This is a genomic window from Dehalococcoidia bacterium, from assembly GCA_022449765.1.
Lineage (GTDB): Bacteria > Chloroflexota > Dehalococcoidia > Lucifugimonadales > Australimonadaceae > UBA2963.
The window spans coordinates 1-12,346 of the sequence record JAKUPZ010000021.1 but is presented as its reverse complement, the minus strand read 5'-3'; the positions used below and the strand labels follow the sequence as shown (position 1 = coordinate 12,346).

At 42.3% G+C, this 12,346-nt stretch carries 12 protein-coding genes and 2 tRNA genes; 3 read left to right on the top strand and 11 right to left on the bottom strand.

From position 1 onward, the window contains the following. The first annotated feature begins 53 nt into the window (after positions 1-53). Positions 54-1,352, top strand: a complete 1,299-nt coding sequence (gene clpX, locus MK127_07920; protein MCH2532717.1) for an ATP-dependent Clp protease ATP-binding subunit ClpX — start codon at positions 54-56, stop codon at positions 1,350-1,352. Here clpX and MK127_07915 read toward each other — a convergent pair. The 11 genes from MK127_07915 to MK127_07865 all read right to left on the bottom strand — a co-directional run bounded on the left by MK127_07915 (position 1,339) and on the right by MK127_07865 (position 10,123). Next, positions 1,339-2,103 carry a hypothetical protein gene (locus MK127_07915; GenBank protein MCH2532716.1) on the bottom strand — a complete coding sequence of 255 codons (765 nt, stop codon included), beginning with the start codon at positions 2,101-2,103 and terminating at the stop codon, positions 1,339-1,341. The genes clpX and MK127_07915 overlap by 14 nt on opposite strands. A 38-nt stretch (positions 2,104-2,141) precedes the next feature. Continuing rightward, on the bottom strand, positions 2,142-2,804 hold the full coding sequence (locus tag MK127_07910) for a PHP domain-containing protein (GenBank protein MCH2532715.1): 663 nt from the start codon (positions 2,802-2,804) through the stop codon (positions 2,142-2,144). A 2-nt stretch (positions 2,805-2,806) separates the two neighbouring features. Continuing rightward, positions 2,807-3,049: an exodeoxyribonuclease VII small subunit gene (gene xseB, locus MK127_07905; protein MCH2532714.1), complete on the bottom strand. Its 243-nt coding sequence runs from the start codon at positions 3,047-3,049 to the stop codon at positions 2,807-2,809. Further along, the gene (gene xseA, locus MK127_07900) at positions 3,046-4,224 is read right to left on the bottom strand and encodes an exodeoxyribonuclease VII large subunit (protein ID MCH2532713.1); all 1,179 of its coding nucleotides are present in this window, start codon (positions 4,222-4,224) and stop codon (positions 3,046-3,048) included. Before xseA ends, xseB begins: the two co-directional genes overlap by 4 nt. A 3-nt stretch (positions 4,225-4,227) precedes the next feature. After that, positions 4,228-4,791 carry an elongation factor P gene (efp, locus tag MK127_07895; protein ID MCH2532712.1) on the bottom strand — a complete coding sequence of 188 codons (564 nt, stop codon included), beginning with the start codon at positions 4,789-4,791 and terminating at the stop codon, positions 4,228-4,230. Positions 4,792-4,816: 25 nt separating this feature from the next. Next, entirely contained in the window at positions 4,817-5,902 is a 1,086-nt protein-coding gene (locus MK127_07890; GenBank protein MCH2532711.1) for an aminopeptidase P family protein, read from the bottom strand. Beyond that, a complete protein-coding gene (gene aroQ, locus MK127_07885; protein MCH2532710.1) occupies positions 5,899-6,336 on the bottom strand; it encodes a type II 3-dehydroquinate dehydratase in 438 nt (145 codons plus the stop codon). The genes MK127_07890 and aroQ overlap by 4 nt, the downstream gene beginning before the upstream one ends. A gap of 23 nt (positions 6,337-6,359) precedes the next feature. Further along, a complete protein-coding gene (locus tag MK127_07880; GenBank protein ID MCH2532709.1) occupies positions 6,360-7,382 on the bottom strand; it encodes a tyrosine-type recombinase/integrase in 1,023 nt (340 codons plus the stop codon). 50 nt (positions 7,383-7,432) lie between these two features. Then, the gene (topA, locus tag MK127_07875; protein ID MCH2532708.1) at positions 7,433-9,844 is read right to left on the bottom strand and encodes a type I DNA topoisomerase; all 2,412 of its coding nucleotides are present in this window, start codon (positions 9,842-9,844) and stop codon (positions 7,433-7,435) included. A 76-nt stretch (positions 9,845-9,920) separates the two neighbouring features. Further along, positions 9,921-10,010 (bottom strand) — tRNA-Ser (locus MK127_07870). A 21-nt stretch (positions 10,011-10,031) separates the two neighbouring features. Beyond that, positions 10,032-10,123 (bottom strand) — tRNA-Ser (locus MK127_07865). A 199-nt stretch (positions 10,124-10,322) separates the two neighbouring features. Here MK127_07865 and glmU point away from each other — a divergent pair. Next, entirely contained in the window at positions 10,323-11,720 is a 1,398-nt protein-coding gene (glmU, locus tag MK127_07860) for a bifunctional UDP-N-acetylglucosamine diphosphorylase/glucosamine-1-phosphate N-acetyltransferase GlmU (GenBank protein MCH2532707.1), read from the top strand. Further along, positions 11,713-12,346: hypothetical protein (locus tag MK127_07855; protein ID MCH2532706.1), on the top strand; the 634-nt coding region annotated here is incomplete at its 3' end. The genes glmU and MK127_07855, both read left to right, overlap by 8 nt.

Sequence of the window (12,346 nt, the reverse complement as noted above, 5' to 3'; positions counted from 1 at the left end):
TACTTGGCGCGACGACCGCAGGAGCAGAAAAGGCGAAGTGATAAGGTCCTGTAATGGCAAATAATTCAGGGAATATAACCGGCCGAGAAGAGCATGTCTGTAGTTTTTGCGGCAAATCGCAAAATGCGGTTAAACGTTTAGTAGCTGGACCTGGCCGTGTTTATATTTGCGATGAGTGCGTACGTTTATGCCAGCAAATTATTACTGAAGAAATTGCTCCATTTTCGTCTCCAAATGCTCCATCAGGTGCATCCCTTTCACCAAAGGAAATAACGAGTAGATTAGATGAATATGTAATTGATCAAGATCGCGCAAAACGCGTTTTAAGCGTGGCGGTATATAACCATTACAAGCGAGTTCGCTCAAATATGGATTCTACGAGCGTAGAAATACAAAAGAGCAATATCTTGCTTGTAGGGCCAACTGGCTCAGGAAAGACGATTTTTGCTCAGACTTTAGCCCGTATATTAGAAGTGCCATTCGCAATTGCTGATGCTACATCGCTTACTGAAGCAGGATATGTTGGTGAAGACGTCGAAAATATTTTGTTGCGACTGATTCAAGCTGCTGATTATGATATTTCCCGAGCGGAACATGGAATCATATACATTGATGAAATAGATAAACTAGCTCGTAAGAGCGCAAACCCTTCCATAACCAGAGATGTTTCAGGTGAAGGAGTTCAACAAGCGCTACTCAAATTAGTGGAAGGCTCCGTTGTAAATGTTCCTCCACAGGGAGGGCGAAAACATCCTCAGCAAGATTTCCTGCAGCTCAATACCTCTAATATATTATTTATTTGTGGAGGCGCATTCGATGGCCTTGATAAAATCGTAGAAGATCGAATACTTTCTGCAAAAGGAATGGGATTCCATTCTTCCTTGGTGGATACAAGTTCCGATGTAGCAATAAAAGACGCTTTTGAACCGGAAGATTTACTTGAATATGGATTTATTCCAGAGTTTATTGGAAGACTTCCTATTAACGTTACGCTTCACGCTTTGGGCCAAGATTCACTGGTGCGCGTCCTGACGGAACCTAAGAACGCCGTAATTAAGCAATTCCAACATTTGTTTAAATTAGAGGATGTTGAGTTGACATTTACAGACGCTGCTCTTAATGCAGCAGCGGAACTTGCTCTTGGGCGCAAAACAGGCGCACGAGGCTTAAGAGCGATCATAGAAGAGTCATTGCTGGATGTAATGTATGAACTGCCTTCACTTGAGCATGTTGAAAAATGTGTTATTGACGCTAGCCCGGATGGAAAAATTAATGCTCCCGTCCTGCTGTCAAAAACTGGGCAAGTCATTGAGATTTCGAACGTCAATAAAACCCAGTCTAAATCTGCATAGAACCTGTCAGGTCAATTGGTAGATCTGAGGCGCGGTGAATTTCTTGTATACCTATTTTCTTATCGGCGAACATTCGCAACGTTTCAGTTAATAGAGGTGCTTCTAGAGGAATTTGAGCATTTCGTATTTTTTGGAACAACGAAAAATTTTCTCCCTGGCTTGCTTTTATTTGCTCGATTGAACCAAGTCGCAATAAATCCCAATCATTTTGGAACTCAGGACCTGTTAATGGAATTTCAGCGAACGCAAGCGGAGGCCCTTCATCTAATTCTTCGCTGACAAGAAAAGTCATTGCTCCAGTGGAATAGTTTTTGTTAACGATTGTTTGCCAGATTACCTCTTGCCAGAGTCCTTTCGGGCCCCCAGGTAATGAAGGATGTAAATTTATGAACGAGCCTTTTTTTAGTAATACTGGGCTTATGATCAATAGATATCCCGCAAGGACGCATATGTCTACGTCATAAGGCTTAATCGCCTCGAAGACTAATTGATCAAATTCTTCCCGGTATTTCGCAAATTGATCATTATGGTTTTCACGGAATCTTTTGGATGAAATGGTAATTGAAGGAATATGGAGGTCTGAGACTCTTTTCAAATAGTCGTCACTACCTTGTCCTTCACCTTCTTCACGGTGACAGAAAACAAACTGAATTTCACAGTCTAGGGTATGGCTTCGTATATGCGAGACTGTATGCTCCAGCATCGCACGTGACCCTCTTCCTCTTCCAGAGGAAAACCAGCCTATATTCACGGTCAATACGTTCCTCTAACTGCCTAGTGATTAGACTTTTAACTGTATTTTTTGAAGCGATGGATTAGTTTATTCAATGTGGTGTACACATGGACAAATTTACCTGCTTCAACTTCTACACGATTTGCATCAGAAATCGCTGCAATAAAACTTTCTTTGCTTCCATCAAATCCTGAAAATTCTGTATAGGTTGCACCTAATTCCCTTGTAGTATGAGCGTCACTGACTGCTGTCATTGGTAATTTATGTTCTTGGGCGAATTCTTTAGCTTTCATGTTGTCTGCAGAATTCATTGTTCTTGCATTAAAGCCTTCTATTAAATCCACATATGGAAGTATTTCAATTGCAATTGGTTTACTTAATGCGGAACGCCCACCTCCGGTAAAAGGATGCGGCACTGATACAATTCCATTCTGCTCTTTGATACGTTTAATCGTTTCGATAGGTGAAAGTCCAGCAGGTATGATTTCTTCAAGGAACAGGCCAGTAATTTCACCTTCCGTTGATTTAATCTCTGCACCGATTATTACGTGAAAAGGAGCTATTTTTTTAACGGCTTTAGCACCCTCAATAGAGTTATGATCAGTTACTGCAATGCAATTAAGATTGACCGTTTCACATCTTTTGACTAGAGCTTCTGGGCTGACCAAGCAGTCATATGAAAAGTAGGTATGCATATGAAAATCACCACGAAAATTCATACCTAGTCCTCAGGGTTTTCTAACATCTGAATTTGCTTCTCAAACTCTTTTTGAAGATTGGTTACTTTTAATTCAGCTTGCGAAAGCAGTTCATTGCAGATTTTTGCTAAGCCCATACCCTTTTCAAACAAAGTAGTCGCTTCTTCTAAGGTTGCATTTCCAGCTTCAAGTGATTGTACGGTATCTCTGAGTTGGGTTATAGCTTCCTCAAAAGTAAGGCTTGTCTCATTTTCTGAATTATTCATAGGACCTTCGATTCAAACTCTCCATCCTGGAGTCTTGTTTTTACGATACTACCTGTCGTAATGCTTTTTGTAGACATTATGGGCGTCGCATTTTGTGTCGTAACGATAGCGTACCCTCTTTTTAGTACTGCCTCAGGATTCAATGTTGAGAGTGCAGAAATTTGAGTTTTTGTTTTTTCCTTTTGGATTTGGAGAAACGACTGAAGAGATAAATTAACTCTTTCTAAAATGTCATCAACTTTTTGACGCTGTACATCAATATCAGGCAAATAATTTTTCATTTTCTCTAAAAAGAAACTTACAAGAGATTCGGCCTCATTAATTGAGGTAAGAGTCGCATTAGCTGATCGAAAAAGAAAAGAATTTATTTCTTGTTCCAATATATTCTTGTCCGGAGTACAGATAGTAGCTGCAGCTGTCGGCGTCGCCGCGCGCACGTCTGCAACATAATCTGCAATAGTAGTATCAGTTTCATGCCCTACCGCACTTACAATTGGGACTTGACTGGCATAGATTGCTCTAGCAACAATTTCTGTATTAAACGCCCAAAGATCCTCAGCGGAACCTCCGCCTCTACCTACAATAATCACTTCGACGCCAGGTATTTGTTGTAGGATTTTTATTCCATCTGCGATTTCAACAGGAGCCTCGTCACCTTGTACGCTTGATGGGCAAAATACGATTTCGGTTAATGGATACCGTGCTTCCAATGTAGTAATAATGTCATGAATTACCGCTCCACTTGCCGACGTCACAATTCCTATTTTTTTAGGGTAGACAGGGATAGGCCTTTTCCTAGAGGGGTCAAAAAGGCCTTCGGCCTGTAATTGACTGCGCAATTTTTCAAATTCCACCGATAACTCGCCTGCACCAACAGGCATTACGGACCTTGCATACAGTTGTATCTGGCCCCTTACTTCATAATAGGACACATATCCTTCAATATTAACTTGAGAGCCATCGATTAAATTATCAGCACCGTTTGCGGTATTGCCCCTAAACATAACCGCTCTGATCTCACTATCATTGTCTTTAAAATTGAAATATCGATGTCCCGAGCTAGGGCTAGACAATGAAGACACCTCTCCCGTCACCCATATATCTCGCAAATAAAGATCTTCATTAAGTAATGTCTTAATGTAATTGGATAGCTGACTTACTGTGTAGATTTGCATTAATCAGTCAGTTACGCGTGTAACGTATTCCCCGTTACGTGTGTCGACTCGGACCTTTTCACCTATAGCCACAAACATTGGAACGGTGATCCTAATACCTGTCTCTAATGTTGCTGGCTTACCGCCTCCAGATGCAGTGTCGCCCTTATAAGCAGGTGGAGTGTCGGTTACTTGTAGATCGACCGTAGTAGGCATTTCTACCATGATTGGTTTTTCTCGGTAGAAAACTAATTCACATGTAGTTTGATCTACTAAGTAGTCAGTGTTTTCTCGAACTATATCTTTTGAAATTTCATATTGATCAAATGTACTGGAGTCCATGAATGTATAGATATCGTCTGCTTCGAATAAGAAAGTACACTCCCTGTTCTCTACAGGGGCTTTTGTGAGCTTCAATCCGTACCCTGAGAATGTTTTATCTAATAATTGCCCTGTGATGAGATTTCGCATTTTTATGTGATATACGGGGGCTCGCTGTTGCATTTTTTGCTGGTAATATTCTTCTACTTTAAATGGCACTCCATCCATTTCAATAGTTGCGCCCCTGCGTAAGTCTCCGAATTCCATTACCATTTTACTTACTCCTAAAAATTTATATTACGACCAAGTCTCGCTTGTGTGCTTTAGTTAATACTCGAGGACGATTATTTTCCATTAATACGAGATCCTCTATACGAACTCCACCCCACCCCTCTATATAAATGCCAGGTTCGACACTAAAGACCATTCCGTTTTCAATGGTATTAGCTGAATTTGGACCCACGCCTGGGAGTTCATGTACTGCAATACCAATTCCATGCCCAAGGCTGTGCCCGAATTCATTTCCATATCCTGCAGATTCTATGACCTGCCGCGCGAGTCCATCTACATCGGTACCGCTCATTCCGGCACTAGCTGTGGCTTCAGCAGTTTCTTGGGCGCTCAATACAATATCGTAAATTTTCCTGAACTCAGGGCTTACCTTGCCGATTACGAATGTACGTGTAATATCGCTGCAGTAGCCTTGATATAAAGCTCCCATATCGATAACTACTCCATCGCCAATTTCCAGCCTGCGATCGGTGGGTTTATGATGGGCTTTTGCTCCATTAGGGCCTGAAGCAACGATTGTATTAAACGAGATGCCATCAGCTCCTAACTCGCGCATAGTTTTCTCTAAATCCCAGGAAATTTCTCGTTCAGTTACACCAGGTTTAAGGGTAGCACCCACAGTTTCGATTGCTTGATCTGCAAAATTTATGGCCTGTACTAAGAGTTCAATTTCCTTAGCATCTTTAACTGCCCTAAGTTGATTACACATAAACCCTGTTGGAATGAGTTTCGGTTTATTTGGAATATCTGAGAGCTGCTCTTTTATTGAATTGTACCCTGCTAGGGTAAGGTCATGATCTTCTACGCCTATCTGGGCGATATTGCTTGATGATGCCGCGTTTTTGAGCCAACTGGGTCCTGCAGTTATTCGAACAATTTCGTAATCTGGGGCTTCAAAGGCAGCCTGCTCGGTATATCGAAAATCTGTAGCTAATATTGCCTCACGTGGAGTGATCCATAAATATCCAGCAGAGCCACGGAACCCAGAAAAGTACGAGCGGTTTTCACTGGATGATATTAATATTGCATCCAATTGTTGCTCAGCAAGTTTTTCGCGAAGACGTGTAATTCTATTTGTGAAATTCATGAAACACCTTCAGTTGATACAAGATATTCAAGAGCAAGGAGGTAGCCTGTCGGCCCAAGTCCACTGATTATGCCTTTAGCAACTGGTGCTGTTAGTGAGGTATGCCTGAATTCTTCTCTTGCATGAATATTTGAAAGATGCACTTCAACTACAGGAATTGATAAGGCTGCTATGCAATCGCGCAACGCGACGCTGGTATGCGTAAATCCTGCTCCATTTAAAATTAGAGCAGTACTTGTGGCGGCATTTTTTTGAATAAAATCGATTAAATCACCCTCGGAATTTGATTGAAAGAAATTTACTTTAGCTCCAACTTTGTCGGCATAGGTAGTCAGGGAACTCTCGATATCTGACAGAGTGGTGTGGCCATATATTTCTGGCTCACGTTGACCGAGAAGGTTTAAATTGGGTCCGTTAACGATAAGAATTGTCATAGTTATTCCATTATCAATTTATTTTATCTTGATAGTCCATCTTTTTTTGCCAACGGGTGACTGTTTAAATAGACTTTTTTTGCTTCACCTTGACTAACATGAGTGTACACCTGTGTAGCGCTCGGAGTGGAGTGGCCCAGAAGTTCCTGGACGATTCTCAAGTCTGCGCCACCATCCAAAAGGTGGGTCGCGTAGGAATGTCTCAAAGTATGGGGATGTATGTCGTTTCTTAGACCTGAAAGGACAGAGTAGTTGTGAACGATCCTTTGTATTGACCTATTGCTTAGCCTATTACCTTTAGCGTTTAGGAAAATTGGACCTGTGCTGGTTTGATGTTGCATAGAGTATTCAACAAGCGCGGACAATGCATGCTCTCCGATTGGTACCTCTCTCTCTTTTTGACCTTTTCCAATAACTCGTACAGTTGCTTGGGTAATGTTTACATGGTTCCAATTTAATTGACTAACCTCGCTTACGCGGAGGCCGCATCCGTAAAGAATTTCGATTAAGGCTAAGTTCCTGAGGTAGCTTTGTGCATGTGTGGCTGTAGTTTTTGCGGTGTTAATTAAATCGAAGGCTTCTTTTTGCGAAAGTAAATCAGGCAGTTTTTGCGAGGATTTGGGTGTTATTCTGGCCATTTGGGCAGAACGTATATGCCATAATTCAGCATCAGGGAGATGATTCCCTTCTATCAGAAACCTAATAAACCCTCGAATTGATGCAAGTATCCTCCGGATACTTGCACGACTGTGCCCTCTTGTGCCGGTGCCTATCCCGCCAGATATCACACGCTTTTCAAGGAGCCAAGATATAAAATCCCGCATGAAAGAGCGATATTCACTTGCAATTGATATTGAACCGTTTCGACTGAGAAAGGCGTATAACCCTGACTCGTCTAAGGTGAGAGATAATTCTTGGATAGTTAAATATTCTTTTAAAATAAATAGATCTTTTAAATAATTAGTTATTGTTTTTTCGGACAGGGCGCGACTTGAGCGCAAATATCGCTCATATTGAGCAAAATGTTTTTCCCAGATGCTTTCCACGATCTTATTTCTAGCCTTTTCTGCTGCTACTTACAAGGTACTCGTGACGTTTATTTGAGAACAATTGTTATTACATTAGGATCGCTTTCTGTGAGTGACCCTTTCCAGCCGCATTCTTTGTCGTAACATTGAGGGATCTCTTTAGGGCCGGATACAGTCAGGCCTTCACATACGGGACAAGCATCTTTAAGAGGCAATTTATTTACTATGGTTTTGCACTTGGGATAATTATTGCATCCCCAAAACGGCCCGAAGCGACCACGTTTTTCGAGTAAAACCCCGTCACAATCTGCTTTGGGGCAGGACACTGCTGCTTTTGTTACACATTCTCCTGCACATTCATCCCCGCGATTACCTTGTACCATCATTCCTTCACATATGGGGCATGGATCAATTAAAGGCATTTTAGAGATGGTGAACCTGCATTTCGGGTAATTACTGCACCCCCAAAAAATAGAACCACGCCTACTTTTTTTCTCAACGATACTTCCCCCACATGAAGGTTCTCGACAAATTACTCCGGTGTCGATGTTAACTGGTGGCCCATCTTCTGGCTCAGTATATTTACACTCCGGATACATACTGCATCCAATAAAATATCCGCTTCGTCCAAACCTGCGAACCAGAGAGTGACCGTCGGGGCAAAACCGGTCGGTCTCCTCAGAAAGTGAAATTCTTTCAATATTTTCCTTTGCTGTTTCTAATGAAAGATTGAAGGGTATATAAAACCGTTTCATAATATCAAGGTATTCGCTGTCGCCATTGGCTATTTCATCTAGATCCTCTTCCAGCCTAGCTGTGAATTCATAATCAACTAGATTGCTAAGGTGATTTTGTAATTGTTGACATATAGCTTCACCCAGTGGGGTAGGCGCAAGGCGCCGCTCTTCGATTCCTACCTGATTACGCTTTATAATTGTCGATAAAGTACTGGCATAGGTGCTTGGACGTCCTATGCCATTTTCTTCCAATGCTTTAATGAGGCTTGCTTGAGTAAATCTTGCAGGAGCCTTTGTAAAACTTTGCTTGCGGTCGAATTTTTTGCATTGTATTACTTCACCGACCACAAGGTTCGGGAAAATGTCCTGGACACTTTCCTCTGCATCCGGCTCTTCAGAACTCTCAGAAGGATCTTCTTTATATAGAATCGCGAACCCTAAGAACTTTGGGACATATCCGGATTTTCGAAAGAGGTACGAAGAGTCAGTACTTGAAGATGCCCCAATTTCGACAGTAGTCGTAACCCCTGCTTCATCAGCCATTTGGCTAGCAATCATTCTGTTCCAAATCAGCTCATATAGCTTGGCTTGATCAGATTTAAGGTGTTTGCGAATAGATTCTGGCGATCTTGTCACATCAGTGGGCCTTATTGCCTCGTGAGCTTCCTGAGCCGCAACAGCTTGGTTTCTTTTGTTGGAATGTACTCTCGGCGTACTTGGTAAATAATCAAGACCCCATCGAGATTGGATGTATGTCCGCGTTTCGCTAATTGCACTTTTATCAACCTGGGGTGAATCAGTACGCATGTAGGTAATTAATCCAACAGCACCATCACCTAATTCAATGCCTTCATAAAGCTGTTGTGCGATTCGCATTGTTCTGTCAGGATCAAAGCGCAATTTATTAGATGCCTCCCTCTGGAGGGTCGTAGTGATGAATGGAGCTGAGGGTTTTTGTTTGACAGGTTTTTCCTTTAATGAAGTCACCTTAAAGTCGGATTGTTTTAAATCTGATTCAATTAAATTGACGTCTTCTTCATTTTTTATACCTGGCTTTGGAATTGGCTTTCCGTTTATATGTACTAATGGAGCAGTGAAGTATTTTCCCTTGCTGGTGGAGAAATTTGCATTGATTACCCAGTACTCGATAGGCACAAACTTACGAATTTCCTCCTCGCGCTCTACAACCATTCGTAGAGCGGGAGATTGCACTCTCCCTGCAGAGCTCCCTTTTTGAACATACCGTCTTAGTAGGTTACTAGTTGGGTAGCCAATTAACCGATCTATGTGACGGCGCGCAAACTGAGCGTTAACTAATCGCATGTCAATTTCCCGAGGATGTGCAAATGCTTCATCCACTGCATTTTCGGTTATTGAATGGAAGACAACTCTTTGCACTGGTTTTTTGATTTCCGCTGCTTCAAGCAGATGCCATGCAATCGCTTCACCCTCACGATCTGGATCAGTGGCGAGATAGATTTCTGGTGCGTTTTTTGCTGCTGCCTTTATTGCATTCACCACAGGCTTTGCTGTCGGGGTAATTTGATAAATGGCTTTGAATTCATCTTCGGGGTCAACCGAGATACGTCGGTCAGGTAAATCTCTTACATGCCCCATCGAGGCGAGAACTTGAAAATCATTGCCTAAAAATCTTGAGATTGTTCTAGCTTTGGTTGGAGATTCCACAATGACAAGTTTTTGCCCTGTGAGTCCAGAGGTTTTTTGATTATCGTTTGATTCCATATTTCCAAAATACGCGAAACCATGCTGGGTTTGTCAACCCTTTTAGAGAAATTTGCTAGCTTACGCGTCAAAAAAATGGCGGAGAGAGCGGGATTCGAACCCGCGAGAGACTTGCGCCCCTACACGATTTCCAGTCGTGCCCGATCGGCCACTCCGGCACCTCTCCGAAAATTAATACTATTATAGATGGCGGAGAGAAAGGGATTCGAACCCTTGGTAGAGGAAACCCCCTACAACGGTTTTCGAGACCGCCGCCTTCAACCGCTCAGCCATCTCTCCAGAGGTAAGATTTTAGCATAATCTTTGATTATCCCCATAGCATTTGAACATATTGGCCTTGACACTAAGAATCCATCCTACGTACCATTTCTATGGCTTCAAGCATGATTGCGTGAGGTATTACAGAATATTCAACTGTAAGATATGTTAGATACGGGAGAATTTAAGCTCGTAAAAGGTTTTAAACCTAGAGCATAATATGGATTCATGGACATCAATTGTCCTGGCTGCTGGCAAAGGTAGTCGTATGAAATCGTCTTTGCCTAAAGTCCTTCACAAGGTCGCGGGCCTTCCGCTCGTGCTCCACGCTGTTTGTGCTGCTTCAAGCGTACATCCATTGACTCCTATGGTCATTTCTTCCCCCGATAACTCAGACCTGCTAAAAGATATTCTGGGGCCTGAGTACAAATGTATTAATCAGCCAGAGGCTTTAGGTACAGGCCATGCACTGGCTACAGGATTAATTGCAGTAGATCACGACGTCAGGCATATTGTAGTTATTAATGCAGATGTTCCTTTGGTTAGGCCTGAAACAGTTGAGGCTTTAGCACTGCACCATGAATCTACGGATGCAAAAATAACATTACTTACATGTGCTTCTGAAATGATGCCTCAGCAGCAGGTTGGAATAGTGCATCGAGCTCCATCCGGCAATGCTTTAAAAATTCTTGAGCATCCAGAATATAGAAACATAAATTTACCTATATATGAGATTAATGTCGGAGTTTACGCTTTTGATGCCGAATGGTTACGGTCAGTTATCAGTGATCTAAAGGTGCATCCGAACGGGGAATATAACCTTACTGATTTAATTGAATTGGCTTCAAAGCGTGACGAAAAAATTGAGTGCTATGCGACATTGGATGTCTCTGAATCTCTAAGCGTGAATACGAAACTGGATTTGTCTGATGCCGAGACCGCTGCTCAGGAAAGGCTTCGAATATCGGCACTGGAATCTGGAGTGACACTCCTTGATAGGGCTACTATTTATTTTGACATGACAGCAAGTGTTTCTGCTGACGTAACTATTCATCCCAATACATCAATAATTGGCTCGACAGTAATTGAATCAGGCGCTGTGATAGGCCCAAATACGCGGATTGTTGATTCGATGATTGGTCCCAATGTAGTAATAGATAATTCTGTTGTCGACAATTCCACTTTGGAAGAAAGTAGCCATGTCGGTCCTTATTCACATATAAGGCCTGGGACTGTAATTTCGGAGAATGCATATATTGGCTCCCATGTTGAAATTAAAGCGAGCCATATTGGGCGAGATACGCATGTAGGGCATTTCTGCTATATCGGTGATTCTCGTATTGGGAACGAAGTCAATATAGGGGCAGGAGTAGTCACTTGCAATTTTGACGGCTCAGAAAAACATGTTACGGAAATAGAGAACAATGCCTTCATTGGGAGCGACAGTTTATTAGTGGCCCCAGTGAAGGTAGGTAGAGGGGCGATGACTGCAGCTGGTGCAGTCGTGACAAGGGATGTTCCTGCTAATACAAGAGTTTCAGGAATCCCCGCGAAGAAAATGAGTAAATCTAGTTCATTAAAATTGCTCTCAAAAAAGGAGAGGGATACCCTTGGATAGTGGTAATACGGCCCTAGTAATAATATTTATTCTTTCAGTAATTCCATTTCTTGGTTTGCACGCAGCTGATGCTGCCTTACCTTTGCTTCGGCGAGCAAATGTTCGAGAATCTCTGAATGAACGAGGGATTAGAGAAGCATCTCTGAGACGACTCAGAACAGATCGATCGGCTTATGAAGATTTGATTTGGCTCCTTCTTCCCCTTACATCTGCAATAATTTCCGCATCTGGCCTAGGATGGCTAATTGTTTCCACGGAGCTCCATTGGATTCCAATCACAGGCATATTGATTGGGATATGGCTTGTTTTAACTATCGCCTCTCCAGTAATTGAAAATATTGTCCAACGCCTTTCAATTGGTCCACTTGTAACATTTGGAACCATCGTCCAATTGCTTCTATGGCCTCTTTTGCCGATACGAGTATTTTCACGATCAGGTCTACGCATAGCGGGAGCAGATCAGGAAATTGAGCAAGGTAATAATAGTAACGGAGTAATTAGCCCTGAAGCCTCACTAGATGTGGAGGAAACGATAGCTGAAGAATCGTTAGAAATACACGAGCGACAAATGATACGCGCTATCTTGCATCTCGATCAGACGCCGGTTAGAGAAATAATGGTACCAA

Bases quoted from the DNA above. Each gene is read 5' to 3' on its own strand.
- glmU (MCH2532707.1), top strand. From the start codon at position 10,323: ATGGATTCATGGACATCAATTGTCCTGGCTGCTGGCAAAGGTAGTCGT.
- clpX (MCH2532717.1), top strand. From the start codon at position 54: ATGGCAAATAATTCAGGGAATATAACCGGCCGAGAAGAGCATGTCTGT.
- aroQ (MCH2532710.1), bottom strand. From the start codon at position 6,336: ATGACAATTCTTATCGTTAACGGACCCAATTTAAACCTTCTCGGTCAA.
- topA (MCH2532708.1), bottom strand. From the start codon at position 9,844: ATGGAATCAAACGATAATCAAAAAACCTCTGGACTCACAGGGCAAAAA.
- MK127_07890 (MCH2532711.1), bottom strand. From the start codon at position 5,902: ATGAATTTCACAAATAGAATTACACGTCTTCGCGAAAAACTTGCTGAG.
- MK127_07910 (MCH2532715.1), bottom strand. From the start codon at position 2,804: ATGAATTTTCGTGGTGATTTTCATATGCATACCTACTTTTCATATGAC.
- xseB (MCH2532714.1), bottom strand. From the start codon at position 3,049: ATGAATAATTCAGAAAATGAGACAAGCCTTACTTTTGAGGAAGCTATA.
- efp (MCH2532712.1), bottom strand. From the start codon at position 4,791: ATGGAATTCGGAGACTTACGCAGGGGCGCAACTATTGAAATGGATGGA.
- xseA (MCH2532713.1), bottom strand. From the start codon at position 4,224: ATGCAAATCTACACAGTAAGTCAGCTATCCAATTACATTAAGACATTA.